The organism is Zeimonas sediminis (genome assembly GCF_023721795.1).
In the GTDB taxonomy this organism is placed as follows: Bacteria; Pseudomonadota; Gammaproteobacteria; order Burkholderiales; family Burkholderiaceae_E; genus Zeimonas; species Zeimonas sediminis.
This window is the reverse complement of sequence record NZ_JAMQYE010000001.1, coordinates 1,917,621-1,937,016: the sequence shown is the minus strand read 5'-3', so window position 1 is coordinate 1,937,016 and position 19,396 is coordinate 1,917,621. Positions and strand designations below refer to the sequence as shown.

Genomic DNA, 19,396 nt, shown 5'->3' with positions numbered 1-19,396 from the left:
CACGTGAGTGCCTTCGATCCGCCCGCCCGCCACCCGGCCGGCACTCGCGTGCTCCGCGCGCTGGCCTGGCTCCTGGTCGTCGGCTATTTCGTCGCCGGCCTCGGCTACCTCGGTTTGCGCTACCTGCTGTGGCCGAACACCGGCCTGTGGGTGCCGTACGTCGAGCGCGTGCTGGTCGAGTCGGTCGGGAGGCCCTTGCGGATCGGGCCGGTGCGCGCCGGGTTCGAAGGCCTGAGGCCGTCGCTCGAGGTAGAGGGCGTCGAGGTGCTCGCTGCCGACGGAACGCCGGGCTTCTCGGTCGACCGCATCCGGGCCACGCTGTCGCTCTCCAGCCTCGCCACCGGCCAGTTGCGCTTCGCGCGGCTGGACATCGACGCCCCCTCGCTGCGCATCGAACGGCACGCCGCCGACCGCCTGAGCATCGGCGGCGTTGAGGTGGACCTCGGCGGCGGCGCCGGCGCGAAGGACGCGGGCGCCGCCGACTGGCTCTTCGCGCAGCGCCGCATCGTGCTGCGCGGCATCGACCTCGAGTTGATCGACCGGGTCGCGGATCGCACCCTGCGGCTGCAGGGCGCGGACCTCGCGCTGGGGGCCGTCGGAAGACGGCACCGGCTGTCGATCAAGGTGGCGCAGGCTCCGGGGATCGGCGCGGGCGTCGACGCTGCGATCGAGATCCGCCGCCCGGCCTTCTCGCAGCTCCGGGACTGGCGAAGCTGGGGCGGCGAGCTTCACCTGTCGGTGGCGCAGGCCGAGCTTCCCGTGCTGGCGAGATTCGCGCGGGAGTCGCACGCGGCGCTGCTCGGCGAGGACTCGCCGTCGGGTCCGTCGTTCTCCCGGGGCCGGGCGGCCGCACAGCTGTGGGCGCGCTTCGAAGGCGGCGCGCCGGTCGACGCACTGGTCAGGCTCGCCGCCGTCGACGCCGAGCTCGAGCTGGACGACGGCCCGCTCGCGCTCGCCAGCGTAAACGCCGACGCGGAGCTGCGCCGCGGCGGCGACGGCGAATCGACGCTGCGCCTGCGGCGGCTGTCGGTCGATGGCGGCGAGGGCCTGCGCCTGGAAACGGTGCCCGGCGAGATGCAGGCGCTGCGCTTCGACCGCGACGGTCGGCTGCTCGGCGGCGAGCTGGTGCTCGGGCGCTTCGACGCGGGCCGCCTGCTCGGGCTGGCCGGGCGGTTGCCCTGGCCCGAGGCCGCGCGCGCGCGGCTCGCGGCGGTGCGGCTCGACGGAAACGTGGAACGACTCGCGATCGGCTGGGAAGCGGACCCGGCCGATCCGGCCGCGACGCCGGCCTTGCGCTACCGGGCCGATGCGCGTCTCGACGGCCTGTCCTTCGGGCTCGACGCCCCGCCCCCGGCGCGCGGCGAGCTCGGCTTGCCTTCTTTCCGGAACCTTTCCGGGACCGTCTCGCTGAACGAGGCGGGCGGAACGCTCGCGGTGGCCGGCCGCAAGGCGGTGCTGCGCTTCCCGGGAATGTTCGCCGACCCGGCCGTACCGCTCGAGGCGCTCGACGCGCGGGTGTCGTGGCGCCGCTTGCCTGCCGACGCGCAGGCGCCTGCCCGCGTCGAGGTCGACGTCGAGCGGGTCCGCTTCGCCGCCGCCGATGCCGCCGGCGAGGTCTCGGGTCGGTACACCAGCGGCGGCAAGGGGCCCGGCATCGTCGACCTGAGCGGAACGCTGAGCCGGGCCGACGCGACCCGGGTCGCACGCTACCTGCCGCTCAAGATCCCCGAGGGCGTGCGCGGCTGGGTGGCGCGCGCGATCCGGGCGGGGCGCTCCGACGACGTGAAGTTCGTGCTGCGCGGCGACCTCGCCGATTTCCCGTATCGCGAGCCCGGCACCGGCCTGTTCCGGGTCGAGGCCGCGCTGCGCGATGCAACGCTCGCCTACGCGCCGGGCTGGCCGGCGATCGAGAAGATCGGCGGGCGCCTGGTATTCGAGGGCGCTGGCATGGACATCGACGCGCAGTCGGGGCGGCTGTGGGGCGTGGCGCTCGGCCGCACCCGCGCGACGATCGCCGACTTTCGCGAGGAGCTGCTGCGGATCGAGGGCGGCGGCGAGGGGCCGGCGCAGGACATGATGCGCTTCATCGACGAGAGCCCGCTGCGCAACCGCATCGACGACTTCACCCGCGGCATCGCGGTGTCCGGCGCCGCGAAGCTCGCGCTGAAGCTCGACATTCCGCTCGACGACGTCGACGCGACCCGGGTCGCCGGCGCGGTGCGGTTCGAAGGCAACGACGTCGTCGTCGACCCGGCGGTGCCACCGTTCTCCCGGGTCGCCGGCACGCTGGAGTTCAGCGAGCGGGCGCTTGCGCTGCGCGGCATGTCCGGCGGCTTCCTGGGCGGCACGGTCCGGGTCGACGGCGAGACGCCGGAGGCAGGCCGCTTCGCGCTCAGGGCGAGCGGCAGCGCGAGCGCCGGCGGCATCCGCCTGCTGGCCGACAATGCGCTGACGCGTGCCCTCGACGGCGCCACGACCTGGCGCGGCACGCTCGACGTGCGCGGGCAGAGCGTGGCGATGAGCCTCGAGTCCGACCTCTCCGGCTTGTCGAGCAGCCTGCCGGCGCCCTTCGCCAAGCAGGCCGGCGAGCGCTGGCCGCTGCGCATCGAGACCGTGCCGGCCGCGGCGCCCCGCGGCGATCCGGGCGCTCGCCGCGACACGCTGACCATCGCCATGCGCGACGACGTCCGGCTGGTGTTCGAGCGAGAGCGCGACTCCGGGGCGCGGGCGATGCGGGTCAGGCGGGGCGTGTTCGCGCTGGCGGCCGAGCCGCTGATGCCGGCCGCGGGCTTCGCGGCCCGGCTGGTCGCGCCCCGGGTCGACATCGATGCGTGGGCGGCGGTGCTCGGCCCGGCGCTCGAGGCCGAGTCCGGCGACGCGGGGCAGGCGTTCTCGCTGCTGCCGAGCGAGGTCTCGCTGGTCGCCCGCGAGCTGCGGCTGGCGGGCAAGGACCTGAACGAGGTCGTGGTCGGCGCGACCCGCAGTGGCGGCTTCTGGCGCGCCAACGTGCACTCGCGCGAGGTCGACGGCTTCTTCAGCTGGCTGGCCGCGTTGCCCGGGCAGCCGATCGGCACGCTGACCGCCCGGTTCCGCAAGCTCGAGATCCCGCGCGGCAGCGGCGACGAGGTCGCGTCGCTGCTCGACCGGGCGCCGAAGCAGATGCCGGCGCTGGACGTCGCGGCCGACGACTTCGTGCTGAACGACCGCCGGCTCGGCCGTCTCGCGCTCAGGGCGGTGAATGCGGGGGCCGAGGCGGCGCCGGTGTGGCGGCTCGAGTCGCTGAGCGTCGAGAACGCGGGCGCGACGCTGCGGGCCAGCGGCGACTGGCGCGCGCCGCGCGGCGAGCAGCGCCGCAGCATGTCGCTCGACTTCGACCTCGCGATCCGCGATGCCGGCAAACTGCTCGAGATCTACGGCTTTCCCGGCACGATGAAGGCCGGAGCGGGCAGCCTGACCGGGCGCATCGCCTGGGCCGGCTCGCCCTTCTCGATCGACTATCCGTCGCTGGGTGGCGACCTTGCGCTGAAGCTCGGCAAGGGAGACTTCCTGAAGACCGACCCGGGCATCGCGAAGCTGATCGGCGTGCTGAACCTGCAGTCGCTCAGGCGCAGGCTGGCCTTCGATTTCCGCGACCTGTTCGCCGAGGGGTTCGCGTTCGACGAGATCTCCGCCAGCGCGAAGGTCTCGAAAGGCATCCTGCGCACCGACGACTTCTCGATGCGGGGCGTCACCGCGCAGGTCCGGATCGCCGGCGAAGCGAATCTCGCCGCCGAGAAGCAGAACCTGGTGGTCGAGGTGCGCCCGGAGCTGAACGCCGGCCTCGCGTCGCTCGCCTACGCGGCGCTGGCCAACCCGGCGATCGGGCTCGGCACCTTCCTCGCGCAGCTGTTGCTGCGCGAGCCGCTGAAGGACATCTTTGCCTGGGAGTACGAGGTTTCCGGCTCCTGGGACGATCCGGTGGTCAGCACGAAGTCCCGGCCCACGATCGAAACCCCGCCGCCCGGCGGTTGAGTTCGGGAGGGCGTCGCGCCCGGAGGCGCGCCGGCCCGCCCGCACCCGGACAGAGGAACACAGCGATGACGACAGTACAGCGAAACCACGGGACGGCCGCGTTGCGGGTGGCCGCGGTGCAGACGGTCACGGCAGCCAGCGTCGACGCGAGCCTGGCGGCCGTCGCGCCGCTGATCGCCGAGGCGGCGGGCGCCGGCGCGCGGCTGGTCGCGCTGCCCGAGTACTTCGCGATGCTGGGCCGCAGCGACCGCGACAAGCTCGCGATCCGCGAACCCGACGGCGACGGCCCGCTGCAGGCCTTCCTGTCGGAGCAGGCGCGCAGGCACCGGATATGGCTGGTCGGCGGCACGGTGCCGCTGGCCTCGCCGAAGCCCGGCAAGGTCTTCAACGCGTCGCTGGTCTACGGGCCCGACGGCTCGCGGGTGGCCCGCTACGACAAGATCCACCTGTTCGGCCTGAAGCACGGCGAGGAGCGCTTCGACGAGGCGGCCACGATCGAGGCGGGCCGCACGCCGGCGGTCGTCGACGTCGACGAGGGCGGCGCACGCTGGCGCGTGGGCCTCAGCGTCTGCTACGACCTGCGCTTTCCGGAACTGTACCGGGCGCTCGCCCCGGTCGACCTGCTGCTGGTGCCGTCGGCGTTCACCTTCACCACCGGCAGCGCGCACTGGGAAACGCTGCTGCGCGCCCGCGCGATCGAGAACCAGTGCTACGTGCTCGCGCCCGCGCAGGGCGGAACGCACGAGAACGGGCGCCGGACCTGGGGACACACGATGCTGGTCGACCCCTGGGGCGAGGTGCTGCAGGTGCTGCCCGAGGGCGAGGGCATCGTCGTCGGCGACATCGCCCGCGAGCGGATCGAGCGGGTGCGCGCGACGCTGCCGGCCCTGTCGCACCGCGTGCTCTGAAGCCTCGGCGCGCTCGCCGGCCGGCTCGGGTAGGATGAACCCCATGAAACCGATCGACACCTCCATCGAACACTTGGCGGTGGCCCGCCGCCTCCTCCTCGAGCCCGCGGGGCTCGACGAAAGCCACCTGTCGGCCGCGCTGGCCGAGATCTTCCGCCACCGCGTCGACTACGCCGACCTGTACTTCCAGTTCACCCGCAGCGAGGGCTGGAGCCTCGAGGAAGGCATCGTCAAGTCGGGCAGCTACTCGATCGACCGCGGCGTCGGCGTGCGGGCCGTGGCGGGCGACAAGACCGCATTCGCCTACTCCGACGAGATCGGCGAGCAGGCGCTGCTGTCGGCGGCTCGCGCCACCCGCACGATCGCGCGCAACGGCGCGGGCAGGGTCAAGGTGGCCACCGGCATGAACCCGTACCGCGGCCGCTTCCTTTACCCGGCCGACGACCCGATCGCCCGCCACGAGGCGGCGGCCAAGGTCGAGATGCTGGGCCGCGTCGAGACGCTGGCCCGCTCGCGCGATCCGCGCATCACGCAGGTGATGGCCGGGCTGGCTGCCGAGTACGACGTGGTGCTCGTCGCGCGCTCCGACGGCCTGATCGCCGCCGACGTGCGGCCGCTGGTGCGACTGTCGGTCACCGTGATCGCCGAGCAGGCCGGCCGGCGCGAGCAGGGCCACGGCGGCGGCGGCGGTCGCTTCGACCTCTCCTACTTCGACGACGCGGTCATCACCCGCTACGTCGACGACGCGGTCCACGCCGCGCTGACCAACCTCGAGTCGCGGCCCGCCCCGGCCGGCACGATGACCGTCGTGCTCGGGCCCGGCTGGCCCGGGATTCTCCTGCACGAAGCGGTGGGCCACGGGCTCGAGGGCGACTTCAACCGCAAGGGCTCGTCGGTGTTCTCGGGGCGCATCGGAGAGCGGGTCGCGGCGAAGGGCGTCACCGTGGTCGACGACGGAACGATCCCCGACCGGCGCGGCTCGCTGAACATCGACGACGAGGGCAACCCCACCCAGCGCAACGTGCTGATCGAGGACGGCATCCTGCGCGGCTACATGCAGGACTCGCTGAACGCCCGGCTGATGAAGGTGCCGGCCACCGGCAACGGGCGGCGCGAGTCCTTCGCGCACCTGCCGATGCCGCGCATGACCAATACGCTGATGCTGAACGGCGACCGCGATCCGGCCGAGATCCTCGCGTCGATCGACCGGGGGCTCTATGCGGTCAACTTCGGCGGCGGCCAGGTCGACATCACGAACGGCAAGTTCGTGTTCTCCGCCTCCGAAGCCTGGTGGGTCGAGAAGGGCAAGCTCCAGTACCCGGTCAAGGGTGCCACGATCATCGGCAACGGCCCCGACGCGCTGACCCGCGTCACCATGATCGGCAATGACATGAGCATGGATCCGGGCGTCGGAGTCTGCGGGAAAGACGGCCAGAGCGTGCCGGTCGGCGTCGGCCAGCCCACGCTGCGGATCGAGGGCCTCACCGTTGGCGGGACCGCCTGACAGCGCGCGGCAGCCCGAGCCCGCCGCAGGGCCGGCGGCGCCCGGGGCTGCAGCGTCCGCCCCGGCAGGCGAGGCGCCGGCCGATGCGCCGGCCATTGCACGCCCGCCGGCGCCGCGATCCTGGCTTCGCAGCCGCTGGTTCCGGGCGCTCGCGGTGGCCGTCGCGCTCGTCGCGCTGTGGGGGCTGCTGCTGCGCTTCGTCGCGCCCGGGCTGTTGCGTGACGCGATCGGGACCCAGCTCGCCGAGCTGACCGGCCGGCCGGCGAGCGTCGAGCGGATCGAGATCGAGCCCTATGCGCTGGTCTTCAGGCTGCACGGCCTGAAGGTCGGCGAGCAGAGCGACGGCAGCGCGGGCGCGCCGGCCCGCAGCCACGCGCGGCTCGCGCTGCTCGAGGCCGACCTGTCGTGGCGCTCGCTGCGGCACCTGGCGCCGGTGCTCGAGCGGCTCGTGCTGGTGGAGCCGGCCGTGTTCGTCGCGCGCGACGCCGACGGCGTCTACGACGGCACCGACATCGTCGAGCGGCTGGCCGCGCCCGGGCCGGAAGCGCCGCCGGAGACGGGGCCCGCCCGCTTCTCGGTGGCCAACATCGAGTTGCGCGACGGCAGCGCGGGCCTGGACGATCGCAAGCTCGACGTCAGGCACGAGGCGACGGCGATCGGGCTGCGAATTCCCTTCGTGTCGAGCCTGCCGGTCGACCAGGAGATCCGGGTCGAGCCCGGCCTCGAGCTCACGCTCGACGGGGCGCCGATCCAGGCGAACGGCCAGCTGCTGCCCTTCGCCGACACGCGCACCGGCGAGCTCGCCGTCAAGCTCGAGTCCTTCGACCTGACCCGCTGGCTGCCGCACCTGCCCGAGTTGCCGGTCAAGCTGGTCTCGGCCGCGCTGGCGAGCGAGCTCACCGTGGCCTTCGCCGCGCCCGAGGGCGAGCCGGCCCAGGTGACCGTGCGGGGCAAGGCGGGGCTCGGCGGCGTGGAGTTGCGCCAGCCCGACGATCGCGCGCTGCTGAAGCTGCCCGCGCTCGAGCTCGCGGATGTCGAGTTCGACCTGCTGGGCTCGCGGCTCTCGGTCGGCAGGCTGGCGATCGGCCGGCCCGAGATCGCGATCGAGCGGCGCGCCGGCGAGGCGAGATTCCTCGAGCCGGTGATGCGCGCGCTGGAGACACGGCCGGTCTCTGGCGCGGGCGCCCCGCCTGCCGCGCAGGCCGACTCTCCGGCGGGTAGGCTGTCCTGGTTCATCGGAACGATCGCGGTCGACGAAGGGCGGCTTCTGTTCGACGACCGGGCCTTCTCGCCGAAGCCCCTGCGCTTCGAGTTGAGCGCGTTGCAGTTCGAGGCCAGCGGCCTCGGCCAGCCGCAGGCGCAGCCGGCGGCGCTGAAGCTCTCGGCCCGCGGCGGCAACGGCGAGATGCTGGCCGGCAGCGCGCAGCTCGCGCTTGCGCCGCTCGCGGTCGACGGCGAGGCGTCGCTCGCCGAGGTGCCAGCGGTCCCGTGGGCCTGGCTGGTCGGCCCGTCGCTCGCGCTCGACGTGCGGGCAGGCGAGCTCGCCGCGTCGACCCGCTTCCAGGTTCGCGCCGCCGATGGCTCGGGCGGCCAGGCGGTCGGCTGGAAGCTCACCGACGGCAAGCTGGGCGTGCGCTCGCTCGCGCTCGCCGACGGCAAGCGGGAAGTCGTGCGCGCGGGGGGCTTCTCGGTCGAGCGGGTCGCGGTCGATCCGGCCTCGCGCAGCGTTTCGGTCGGCTCGGTCGCGCTCGGCGATGCCCGGATCGCGCTTCGGCGCGACGCGACGGCTGCGTTCGATGCCGCCGGTTGGTGGCGGGCAGCCGGCGCGCCGGGCGAAGGCGCGGGCAAGGGCGGCTCCAGTGACCCGGGCGGCTCCGGCTCGCAAGGCGGCGCGACGCCGACGGGCGACGACGAGGCTTGGCGGGTCGCGGTCGATCGGGTCGAGATCGACGGCTCCGAGGTCGTGCTCGAGTACGCGGCGGTGCGGGGCGAGCGCTTCCCTCCGCTGCGCGTCGGCGCGATCGCGGTCGAGGCTCGCGACTTCGCGACCGACTCGAAGCGGCCTGTGCAGTTGACGGCTTCCGCCACGGTCGGGCAGGGCGGCAGGCTGTCGGCGCGCGGTACCGTCATGCCGGCCACCGGCGCCGTCTCGCTGACCCTGGCGGCGCGGTCGCTGCCACTGCCTGCGGCCCAGCCCTGGCTGCCTCCCCAGGTCAACGCGTCGCTCGCCTCCGGCGCGCTGTCCGCCGACGGCCGGCTCCGGTTGTCCGTCGCTGCCGGTCGCGAGCCGCGCGGCGACTGGCAAGGCGCGCTGGCGGTGACGGACCTGAACGCGCGCCTGAAACGGGAAGCCGCGGCGGCGATCCCGGCCGCCATGGTCCGCGAGGGCGCGGATCCGGCCGACCTGCTGAGCTGGAAATCGCTGCGGCTATCGGCCACGCGGGTCACGTTCTCGCCGCTGTTCGTGGATCTCGGCGACATAGAGCTCGCCGGCCTTCGATCGCGCCTGGTCATCCAGCCCAACGGGCGCTTCAACCTGCAGGAGGTGATCGAGGGCCCGAACGCCGGGGGCGCGAACGGCAAGCCTGCCCCGGCGGGTGGCGCAGCCTCGGCGGCGGCGTCCGCCGGCGGCGCCGGCATTGCCGACGGCTCGCCCGACGGCCGCCCGCCGCTCGCCGACGACGGGCCGCCGATGCCGGCCGCCGAGGCGCCCGCCGCGCGCAGCGAGCCGCCGCCGAAGACCGACCCGCCGCCGCTGCGGATCGGGCGCATCGAGCTGGCCGACGGCAACGTCGACTTCAGCGACTACTTTATCCAGCCGAACTATTCGGCCAACCTGACCGGGCTGGCCGGCTCGGTCGGCGAGATGGGCGGCGGGAAGGTGGCCGATCTGAAGCTCGACGGCCGCATCGACAATACCGGCTCGGTGACGATCGCCGGGCGCATCGACCCGATCGGCGAGCCGCTGTTCCTGGACCTGCGCGCCGATGCGCGCGACATCGACTTGCCGGCGCTGTCGCCGTACTCGGGCAAGTACGTCGGCTACGGCATCAAGAAGGGCAAGCTGTCGGCCAGCGTCGAGTACCGGGTCGAGAGCGGCCAGCTCAGCGCGCAGAACCAGATCGTGCTGGACCAGCTCACCTTCGGGGAGCCGGTGGAGAGCCCCGACGCGCTGAAGCTGCCGGTGCTGTTCGCGGTCTCGCTGCTGAAGGACCGCAACGGTGTCATCGACGTGCGCCTGCCGATCAGCGGCTCCCTGGACGATCCGCAGTTCAGCATCGGCGGCATCGTGTTGCGGATCATCGGCAACCTGATCGTGAAGGCGGTCGCCGCGCCGTTCTCGCTGATCGCCGGGCTGGTCGGCGGTTCGGCCGAGGAACTGTCCCGGCTCGATTTCGCGCCAGCCGGGGCCGCGCTCGACGACAAGGCGCGCGAGCGGCTCGCCGCGCTCGCCAAGGCGCTGACCGAGCGGCCGGGCCTGAAGCTCGACGTCGCGGGACGCTGGACCGCCGCCGATCGGCAGGCGATGCAGCTGGCCCAGCTCGAGGCGCGGCTCAAGCGGATCCGGCATGCGATGGCCGGCACCGACGAGAAGCTGCCGATCACCGCCGAGCAGCGCCCGGCCTTGCTGTCGCAGGCCTGGCTGATGGGCAGGGTCCCGGCGCCGGCCCCGAAGGATCTGCCTTCCGCCGAGGCGATGCAGAAGGAACTGGTCGAGGCGACCGCGCTGCCCGACGGGGCCTTGCGCGAGCTCGCGAACCGGCGGGCGCAGGCGGTCAAGGACTGGCTGGCTGCCGACGGCGGCATCGAGCCCGGCCGGCTGTTCCTGACCGCCCCGAAGGAGGGCGGCGCCGCGGACCCGGAGCAGGCTGCCGGTGTCGAGCTCAGCCTGAAGTAGCGCGGCCGGCGCGCGCCGACCCGCGGCGGGCCGGCTTGCTGCGGGCGCGACCGCGCGGGCCGACTTGCGCGCCGGGCTTCGAACGCATACACTCGATCCGTCATGCTGCATCGCACCGCGTTCTACTTCTTTTATTTTTTCGGCTTTTTCCGCCAGCGGCGGGACGAGTCGGGAGCGCGTTCGTAACAAGCAGGACTGAACCGAATCCGATGAAGACCGCCGGCGAACCCGGCGGTTTTTTTTTGCGCCGCCGCGCCGATCCCGAAGAGCACAGTCAACAAAGGCCCGTCATGACCGTCACCACCGATGATGTCCGGATCCGCGAGATCAAGGAGCTCGCGCCGCCCTCCCACCTGCTTCGCGAATACCCGATCGGCGATCGGGCGGCGGCCACGACCTTCGCATCCCGCCAGGCGATCCACCGCATCCTGCACTCGATGGACGACCGGCTGCTCGTCGTGGTGGGGCCCTGCTCGATCCACGACACGAAGGCCGCGCTCGAGTATGCGCAGCGCCTGGCCGGGCTCCGCGAACGGCTGAAGGACGATCTCGAGATCGTCATGCGGGTCTACTTCGAGAAGCCGCGCACCACTGTGGGCTGGAAGGGGCTGATCAACGACCCCGACCTCGACGACACCTTCAACATCAACAAGGGCCTGCGCACCGCCCGCTCGCTGCTGCTCGACATCAACGAGATGGGGCTGCCCTGCGGCACCGAGTTCCTCGACATGATCACGCCGCAGTACATCGCCGACCTGATCGCCTGGGGCGCGATCGGCGCGCGCACCACCGAGTCGCAGGTGCACCGCGAGCTGGCCTCGGGGCTGTCCTGCCCGGTCGGTTTCAAGAACGGCACCGACGGCAACCTGAAGATCGCGCTCGACGCGATCAAGGCCGCCTCGCAGCCCCATCACTTCCTGTCGGTGACCAAGGGCGGCCACTCGGCGATCGTGTCGACCAACGGCAACGAGGACTGCCACGTGATCCTGCGCGGCGGCAAGGCGCCCAACTACGACGCGGCCAGCGTCGACGCGGCCTGCAAGGAGGCCGCGGGGGCCGCGCTGGCCTGCCGGCTGATGATCGACGCGAGCCACGGCAACAGCCAGAAGAAGCCCGAGAACCAGATCCCGGTGCTGAAGGACGTCGCCGGACAGCTTGCCGCCGGCGACATGCGGATCTTCGGCGTGATGGTCGAGAGCCACCTGAACCCGGGCCGCCAGGACCTGGTGCCGGGCAAGCCGCTCGCCTACGGCCAGAGCATCACCGACGGCTGCATCGGCTGGGACGAAACCACGTCCATCCTCGAGCACCTCGCCGATGCCGTTCGTCAGCGCAGGCTTGCGCTCGAGGAGTGACCGGGTTCCCATTGGTGCTTTAGACTTCGGGCCTGCTTCCGGAGGTGGAAATGCAGACGACGAAAGCGGCGGCCCCCGACAAGACCGCGCCGGCGGGCGGCCAGGCGCGCACGCCCCACGAGCGGCTGACCGCGCTGGGGCTGGTGCCGGTCGGCCGGGCGAACGAGTACGCCGAGGAGATCCATCGCCTGATGGCGCGCACGCCGCTGTTCTCGGGGCTCGAAATCGACGAGACCCGCAAGCTGGGCGGCTTCATGTACGTCTACGAGGCGCCGCCCGGGGTCACGATCATCAACGAGGGCGAGCCCGGCGATTTCATGATGCTGCTGATGGACGGCATGATCGACGTCCTGCGGCGCAACCGCTACAACTATCCGTCGCGGATCGCCGTCGCGCACGTCGGGCACGCGCTCGGCGAGATGTCGATGTTCGACGGCGAACCGCGCTTCGCCTCCTGCGTCACGCTCGAGAACTGCCGGGTTGCGGTGCTGTCGCGCGACGCGCTGATGCTGGTGCTGAGCGAGGAGCCTGCGCTGGGCAACAAGATCCTGCTCAAGCTGGTCCAGCTGCTCTCCGACCGGCTGCGACAGACCAGCGCCAAGCTGGTTTCCTACCTCGAGGCGGCGCGCGACGCCTGAGCCGCCTCAGGCGTCCTTCACCCGGTCCTTCTGCCAGAGAACGTCGCCGCGGCCGGCCTCCCGGTTCAGCACCCGGGCGAGCACGAACAGCAGGTCCGACAGCCGGTTCAGGTATTGCCTGCAGACCGGTCGCACGCCGTCTTCCCGGCCCAGCGACACCACCGCCCTTTCCGCGCGCCGGCACACGGTGCGCGCCACGTGAGCGAGCGCCGCGGTGCGGGCGCCGCCGGGCAGGATGAATTCCTGGAGCCTGGGCAACTCGGCGTTGTGGCGTTCGAGCAGGGCGTCCAGCCGGGCGACCTGCGCTTCGTGGACGTTCTCGAAGCCGGGAATGCAGAGCTCGCCGCCCAGGTCGAACAGGTCATGCTGGATGGCCACAAGCTCGTCGCGGATCGCGTCGGGCAACGGCTCGGCCAGCAGCAGGCCGATCGTCGAATTCAGCTCGTCGACGTCGCCGATCGCCGCGATCCTGAGGCTGTCCTTGCCGGTGCGGCTGCCGTCGCCCAGTCCGGTGGTGCCGTCGTCGCCGGTGCGGGTGGCGATGCGCGAGAGTCGGTGTCCCATCTCGGTGGTCCTGAAGGGGGAGGAAAAGCCTTCGAGTTTAGCCGCGGCGGCGGGTCGGCTAAGATCGCCGGCACGAACACCACTTCCCGGCGCGCGGGAATTCCGCCTCCGGACCGATCCGTGCACGGCACCGACATGAAGAAGAACCGATTCGCTCCCCGCGTGGCGGTCCTCGCGCTTGGGACGACCCTGGCGCTGGCGGCCACGTCCGCGGCCGCGCAACAGGCCGTCGTCTACGGCGTGCTCGACGCCTTCGCCGGCTCGATCCGGACCGAGGCGCCCGGCGCCCCGGCCGCGTCGCGCACCGCCGTCGACTCGGGCGGGATGCAGACCTCGTTCGTCGGCATCGCCGGCTCCGAGGACCTCGGCGGCGGCCTGAAGGCGGTCTTCCAGCTCGAGGCCTTCCTGCGCGTCGACGCCGGCGCGGCCGGCCGTTTCGACGGCGACGCCTTCTGGGCGCGCAGCGCGGCCGTCGGCTTCGAGGGCGAGTTCGGGCGCAGCACCTTCGGCCGGAACACGACGCCGTACTTCGCGGCCACGCTGAAGTTCAATCCGCTCGCCGATTCATTCGTCGTCGGGCCGATGATCGCGCACACCTTCCGCGGGCCGCTGGCCGGCGACACCGCGATGGACAACTCGGTCCGCCTGCAGGCGGCCGGCCGCGGCGCCTGGCGCGCCGACCTGCTCTGGTCGGCCGGCGAAGAGCGCGGCACCGAGCCCGACGGCCATCGCGGCCGCGCCTTCGACGCGGCGATCCACTATGCGTCCGGCCCCTTCGAGGCCTCGCTCGCCTACCGCTCGATCGACCTGTCGGGCACGATCGCGCCGGCCGACGGCCGCGACCAGAAAGCCTGGCTGCTGGGCGCCAGTTACGACCTGAAGGCGGCGAAGCTGTTCGGCCAGTACCAGGACATCGCCGACAGCGGCGCGGGGCCGGCCAGCGCGCTGGACGTGCGCACCTGGCAGCTCGGGGCCGCGGTGCCGCTCGGTGCGGGCAACGTGCTCGCCTCCTGGGCGAGCTCCAGCCTCGACGACGCCGACCCGCTGACGCCGGACGATCGCGACACCTGGACCGTCGGCTACGACTATCGGCTGTCCAAGCGCACCGACCTGTACGCGATGCTCTACCGCGACGCGCTGAAGGCGCCGGCCGGGCAGAAGGAGCGGGTGGTCGCGGTGGGGATGCGGCACCGGTTCTGAGAGCCGGCGGGGCTACAATCGCGGGAACGCAGGAGACCCGCGATGAACCACCCCTACGCCTTCACCGACGCGCTGCGTCGCCCGCTGCCCGACGCCATGGTCGCCGCGCTGCGCGCGCGATTTGGCGATCGCTTCAGCACCGCCCAGGCGGTGCGCGACCACCACGGCCGCGACGAGTCCCCGTTCCCGGCCATTCCGCCCGACGCGGTCGTCTACGCGCACGGCACCGACGAGGTCGCCGAGGTGGTCAGGCTGTGCGCCGCGCACAAGGTTCCGCTGATCCCGTTCGGCGTGGGCTCCTCGCTGGAGGGCCACCTGCTGGCGGTTCAGGGCGGCCTCACGATCGACCTGTCGCAGATGAACAAGGTGCTGGCGGTCAACCCCGAGGACCTGACCGTCACCGTGCAGGCCGGGGTCACCCGCAAGCAGCTCAACGAGGAGCTCAAGAGCACCGGCCTGTTCTTCCCGATCGACCCGGGCGCCGATGCCAGCATCGGCGGCATGAGCGCCACGCGGGCCTCGGGCACGAACGCGGTCCGCTACGGCACGATGCGCGAGAACGTGCTGGGGCTCACCGTGGTCACCGCCGAAGGCAAGGTGATCCGCACCGCGACCCGCGCGAAGAAGTCCTCGGCCGGCTACGACCTCACCCGGCTGTTCATCGGTTCCGAGGGCACGCTGGGCGTGATCACCGAGGTCACGGTCAAGCTGTATCCGGTGCCCGAGGCGGTCTCGGCGGCGGTCGTCAACTTCCCGACGATGGCCGACGCGGTCAACACGGTGATCCAGACGATCCAGCTCGGCGTGCCGGTCGCGCGCAGCGAGTTCCTGTGCGAGCACACGATCCGCGCGATCAACGCGCACAGCAAGACCGCGCTGCGCGAGGCGCCCACGCTGTTCTTCGAGTTCCACGGCACCGAGTCCTCGGTCAGGGAGCAGGCCGAGCTGGTCCAGCAGCTGGCCCGCGACCACGGCGGACAGGACTTCGAATGGGCCAGCCGCCCCGAGGACCGCACCCGCCTGTGGAACGCCCGGCACAACGCCTACTTCGCCTGTTTGCAGGCGCGGCCCGGCTCCCGCGCGATCTCGACCGACACCTGCGTGCCGATCTCGCGGCTCGCCGACTCGATCACCGGCGCGCGCCGCATCCTCGACACGGCGAAGTTCCCGACGATGCTGCTCGGCCACGTCGGCGACGGCAACTTCCACGCGGTGCTGCTGATCGACCCGAACGACGCGCACGAGGCCGAGGAGGCCGAGCGCCTGAACGACGAGATCGTCCGCCTCGCCCAGTCGATGGACGGCACCTGCACCGGCGAGCACGGGGTGGGCCTGCACAAGATCGGATTCCTCGAGGAAGAGGCCGGCGCCGACGCGATCGACCTGATGCGGCGGATCAAGCGAGCCCTCGACCCCGACAACATCCTGAACCCGGGCAAGATCTTCCGGCTCGAGTGAAAGCGGCGGCCTCCGTGGCCGCGGCGCGGCGCGGCCCCCGCGGGGGGCTTGTCCTGCGTCAAGACCATGCCGGCGGCATGAGGTCAGACTGGCCCGAACTTTCCGTCCGGGCCCGCCGACCATGAACGCCAAGAACGTCCCCACGCCGGAGCCGATCGCCGGCTTCTCGAACTGCCATGCCGGCATCCTGTCGCGCTTCGAGCGCCTGCGGCGCCTGCCGCAGCTGCTCGCCGATCCGGCCGACCTTCCGGCCGCCCGCCAGTTCGCCGACGGGATGGTCCGCTTCGTTCGCGACGCGGTCTTCGAGCACCACGCCGAGGAGGAGCAGGCCTTGTTTCCGGCGGTCGCCCGCAGCGCTGCGGCCGGCGACGAGCGCCAGCTCGTCGATTCGCTCGTCGCCCGGCTGACCCGCGAGCACCGCGAGCTCGAGGCGCTGTGGGCCGGGCTCGAGCCCGCCATGAAGAACCTTGCCCGGGGCAAGACGGTCGAGATCGACGCGAAGGCGGTCGATCGGCTCTGCCGCGCCTACGGCGAGCACGCGCACTTCGAGGAAACCGTCTGGCTGCCGCTGTCGGAGCGCATCCTGAAGCCCAACGACATGGCCGCGCTGGGGCTCACGCTGCACCTGCGCCACGCGCTGGACAAGGTGGTCGCGCACATCTGAGGGGTCCCGGGAAGGCCCGTTGCGCCGGGAACATGCTGCCCGGTGGCCGGGGCCGGCCCTGCTGCGCCCCCTCGTGACCTAGCGGTGCAGGATCTGCCCGAGGAACTGGCGGGTCCGCTCGTTCTGCGGGGCGTCGAAGAAGGCCTCGGGCGCGTTCTGTTCGACGATCTCGCCGCGGTCCATGAAGATCACGCGGTCGGCGACCGCGCGCGCGAAGCCCATTTCGTGGGTCACGCAGAGCATCGTCATCCCCTCGCCGGCCAGCATGATCATCGTGTCGAGCACCTCCTTGACCATCTCGGGGTCGAGCGCCGAGGTCGGCTCGTCGAACAGCATGATCGACGGCGTCATGCACAGCGCCCGGGCGATCGCGACCCGCTGCTGCTGGCCGCCCGACAGCTGCCCTGGGTACTTCCGGGCCTGGTCCGCGATCCGGACCCGCTCGAGGAACTGCATCGCCATGGCCTCGGCCTCGGCGCGCGGCTTCTTGCGCACCCAGATCGGCGCCAGCGTGCAGTTGTCGAGCACGGTCAGGTGCGGGAACAGGTTGAAGTGCTGGAAGACCATGCCCACGTCGGAGCGGACCTGGTCGATGTTCTTCAGGTTGTCGGTCAGCGCGATCCCGTTGACCGTGATCGTGCCCTGCTGGTGGGTCTCGAGCCGGTTGATGCAGCGGATCAGCGTCGACTTGCCCGATCCCGACGGCCCGCAGACGACGATCCGCTCGCCGCGCGACACCTTCAGGTCGATGTCCTTGAGCACGTGGAAGTCGCCGTACCACTTGTTCAGCTTCTCGATGACGATGGCCGGCGGACCGCCGGCCTCGACCCGGTGAGGCACCGGCTGGGCGCCGGCCTGGGCGTTCTGGTTCACGTGTCGGGCTCCGTTCGCAGGGGCTTCGTCGGTGTCTCGCGTCGCGCGGGCGGCGCTCAGCGGTGGTGGCCGCGCGCGAAGTCGCGTTCCAGCTTCTGGCTGTATTTCGACATCGCGAAGCAGTAGATCCAGTAGATGACGATCGAGAACAGGAAGGCCTCGATGAAGTACTTCTTCCAGGCGAAATCGGTCTCGACCGACTTCTTGACCGCGTAGGCGAAGTCGTAGATGCCGATGATCACGACCAGCGAGGTGTCCTTGAACAGCGAGATGAAGCTGTTCACGATCGGCGGGATCGAGATCCTCAGCGCCTGCGGCAGCACGATCAGCCCCATCGACTTCCAGTAGGGCAGGCCGAGCGCCTCGGCGGCTTCGTACTGGCCCTTGGGCACCGCCTGCAGGCCGCCGCGCACCGCCTCGGCCAGGTAGGCCGCCACGAACAGGATGATCGCGATCTGCGCGCGCAGCAGCTGCTCGATGCGCATGCCCTCCGGCATGAACAGCGCGAACATCACCGAGGCCATGAACAGCACGGTGATCAGCGGAACGCCGCGTATCACCTCGATGTAGACGACGCAGAAGGCGCGCACCAGCGGCAGCTGCGAGCGACGGCCGAGCGCCAGCAGCACGCCCAGTGGGAACGCGAAGGCGATCCCGAAGATCGCCAGGATCAGCGTGACCGGCAGCCCGCCCCACTGCTCGGCGCGCACCGGGGTGAGGCCCAGGCCGCCGCCCATCAGCCAGAAGGTGAGCGCGATGCCGGCGGTCCAGATCAGCGCGAGCCGCTTGTTCCAGAACGCGCGGAAGGCCGAGACGACCAGCAGTCCCGTCAGCACCAGGATCGCGAGCGCCGGCCGCCACTGCTCGTCGAACGGGTAGACCCCGAACATCATGAAGCGGAACTTCTCCCACACCACGGCCCAGCAGGCGCCCTGGCCGCGCACCGCGTCGCAGGCCTCGAGCGGCTGCCGCCCCCAGACCGCGTCGACGAACAGCCAGCCCGAGGCCTTCGGCACCAGCCAGGCCAGCGCCGCGAGCAGCAGCACGGTCAGCGCCGCGTCGAACGGCGTCGCGAACAGGTTCGTGCGCATCCAGGCGAACGGCCCGCCGCGCGAGGCGGGCGGCTTGGCGGAGGCAGCGGCTCGGGTCGCGGGATCGGCCATCGGCTATCGCTCCACCAGGCGCACGCGGTTGTTGTACCAGTTCATGAACAGCGAGATCAGCAGGCTGATCGTCAGGTAGACGGCCATCAGGATCGCGATCGCCTCGATCGCCTGGCCGGTCTGGTTCATCGTGGTGTTGGCCACTGCCACCAGGTCCGGATAGCCGATCGCCACCGCCAGCGACGAGTTCTTGGTCAGGTTCAGGTACTGGCTGGTCATCGGCGGGATGATCACCCGCAACGCCTGCGGCAGCGTGACCAGCCGGAGGTCCTGGCCGCGGGTCAGCCCGAGCGACATCGCGGCCTCGGTCTGCCCCTTGTCCACTGCCAGGATGCCGGCCCGCACGATCTCGGCGACGAAGGCGGCGGTGTAGGTGGACAGGCCGATCAGCAGCGCGAGGAACTCGGGCGACAGGACCTTGCCGCCCCGGAAATTGAAGCCGCGCAGTTCCGGGTAAACGAGCTGGGTCGGCGCGCCGAGCGCTAACCACGCCGCCAGCGGCAGGCCGGCGAGCAGCGCCGCAGCCACCAGGCCGACCGGCAGCTGCCTGCCGGTGCGCTCCTGCACCCTGCGCGCGTGCCCGCGCCAGGCGAAGGCCAGCGCCGCGCCGGCCAGCAGCGCCCAGCCCGCCGCGCTCCAGGCGGCGTGCGGCTCGGGCCACGGATAGTAGAGGCCGCGCTGGGTCACGAAGATGCCGCCGCCGAGCTCGATCGCCTGGCGCACCGGCGGCATCAGCTCGGTGAACAGTCCGTACCAGACGAACAGCTGCAGCAGCAGCGGGATGTTGCGCATAGTCTCGACGTAGGCCGAGGCGAGCCGGGACATCAGCCAGTTCGACGACAGCCTGGCGATGCCGACCAGCGTGCCGAGCACGGTGGCGAGCACGATGCCGAGGAGGGCGACGTGCAGCGTGTTGAACAGGCCGACAAGGAAGGCGCGGAAGTAGGAGTCGCTCGGCGCGTAGGCGATCTGCGACTCGGCGATCTCGAAGCCGGCCTCGCGCCCCAGGAATTCGAAGCCGACCTGGATCTGCCGGGTGGACAGATTGTGCAGCGTGTTGCCGACTAGGTACCAGCCCAGGCCGAAGACCGCGGCGAGCAGCAGGAACTGGTAGAAGATGCCGCGTGCGCGCTCGCTGGAGAGCATGGGCGGTCTCCTGT

13 protein-coding genes are annotated in these 19,396 nt (G+C 71.8%); 9 read left to right on the top strand and 4 right to left on the bottom strand.

The genetic code is table 11. From position 1 onward, the window contains the following. Positions 1-48 precede the first annotated feature (48 nt). From M6I34_RS09015 to M6I34_RS08990, 6 genes are all read left to right on the top strand, one after another. Entirely contained in the window at positions 49-4,011 is a 3,963-nt protein-coding gene (locus M6I34_RS09015; RefSeq protein ID WP_272485360.1) for a YhdP family protein, read from the top strand. A 65-nt stretch (positions 4,012-4,076) separates the two neighbouring features. Continuing rightward, positions 4,077-4,919: a carbon-nitrogen hydrolase family protein gene (locus tag M6I34_RS09010; protein WP_272485359.1), complete on the top strand. Its 843-nt coding sequence runs from the start codon at positions 4,077-4,079 to the stop codon at positions 4,917-4,919. A gap of 43 nt (positions 4,920-4,962) precedes the next feature. Then, positions 4,963-6,423 carry a metalloprotease TldD gene (gene tldD / locus M6I34_RS09005; protein ID WP_272485358.1) on the top strand — a complete coding sequence of 487 codons (1,461 nt, stop codon included), beginning with the start codon at positions 4,963-4,965 and terminating at the stop codon, positions 6,421-6,423. Beyond that, on the top strand, positions 6,407-10,321 hold the full coding sequence (locus M6I34_RS09000) for a DUF748 domain-containing protein (protein WP_472926568.1): 3,915 nt from the start codon (positions 6,407-6,409) through the stop codon (positions 10,319-10,321). Before tldD ends, M6I34_RS09000 begins: the two co-directional genes overlap by 17 nt. A gap of 290 nt (positions 10,322-10,611) precedes the next feature. Next, entirely contained in the window at positions 10,612-11,676 is a 1,065-nt protein-coding gene (gene aroG, locus M6I34_RS08995; protein WP_272485356.1) for a 3-deoxy-7-phosphoheptulonate synthase AroG, read from the top strand. Positions 11,677-11,726: 50 nt separating this feature from the next. After that, positions 11,727-12,314 carry a cyclic nucleotide-binding domain-containing protein gene (locus M6I34_RS08990; protein ID WP_272485355.1) on the top strand — a complete coding sequence of 196 codons (588 nt, stop codon included), beginning with the start codon at positions 11,727-11,729 and terminating at the stop codon, positions 12,312-12,314. Positions 12,315-12,320: 6 nt separating this feature from the next. Here the strand turns inward: M6I34_RS08990 and M6I34_RS08985 are convergent, their stop codons facing one another. After that, the gene (locus tag M6I34_RS08985) at positions 12,321-12,878 is read right to left on the bottom strand and encodes a cob(I)yrinic acid a,c-diamide adenosyltransferase (RefSeq protein WP_272485354.1); all 558 of its coding nucleotides are present in this window, start codon (positions 12,876-12,878) and stop codon (positions 12,321-12,323) included. Between the two features lie 135 nt (positions 12,879-13,013). Between M6I34_RS08985 and M6I34_RS08980 the strand changes: the two genes are divergently transcribed. The 3 genes from M6I34_RS08980 (at position 13,014) to M6I34_RS08970 (ending at position 16,200) form a co-directional block, all read left to right on the top strand. After that, positions 13,014-14,078 carry a porin gene (locus M6I34_RS08980; RefSeq protein WP_272485353.1) on the top strand — a complete coding sequence of 355 codons (1,065 nt, stop codon included), beginning with the start codon at positions 13,014-13,016 and terminating at the stop codon, positions 14,076-14,078. 42 nt (positions 14,079-14,120) lie between these two features. After that, positions 14,121-15,536, top strand: coding sequence for an FAD-binding oxidoreductase (locus M6I34_RS08975; protein WP_272485352.1), 1,416 nt, complete (start codon positions 14,121-14,123; stop codon positions 15,534-15,536). A 121-nt stretch (positions 15,537-15,657) separates the two neighbouring features. Continuing rightward, on the top strand, positions 15,658-16,200 hold the full coding sequence (locus M6I34_RS08970; protein WP_272485351.1) for a hemerythrin domain-containing protein: 543 nt from the start codon (positions 15,658-15,660) through the stop codon (positions 16,198-16,200). Between the two features lie 78 nt (positions 16,201-16,278). Here M6I34_RS08970 and M6I34_RS08965 read toward each other — a convergent pair whose 3' ends face one another. The 3 genes from M6I34_RS08965 to M6I34_RS08955 form a co-directional block, all read right to left on the bottom strand. Then, positions 16,279-17,004 carry an amino acid ABC transporter ATP-binding protein gene (locus M6I34_RS08965; protein ID WP_418953546.1) on the bottom strand — a complete coding sequence of 242 codons (726 nt, stop codon included), beginning with the start codon at positions 17,002-17,004 and terminating at the stop codon, positions 16,279-16,281. Between the two features lie 125 nt (positions 17,005-17,129). After that, positions 17,130-18,236 carry an amino acid ABC transporter permease gene (locus M6I34_RS08960; protein ID WP_272485350.1) on the bottom strand — a complete coding sequence of 369 codons (1,107 nt, stop codon included), beginning with the start codon at positions 18,234-18,236 and terminating at the stop codon, positions 17,130-17,132. A gap of 3 nt (positions 18,237-18,239) precedes the next feature. Beyond that, the gene (locus M6I34_RS08955; RefSeq protein ID WP_272485349.1) at positions 18,240-19,382 is read right to left on the bottom strand and encodes an amino acid ABC transporter permease; all 1,143 of its coding nucleotides are present in this window, start codon (positions 19,380-19,382) and stop codon (positions 18,240-18,242) included. Positions 19,383-19,396: the final 14 nt, after the last annotated feature.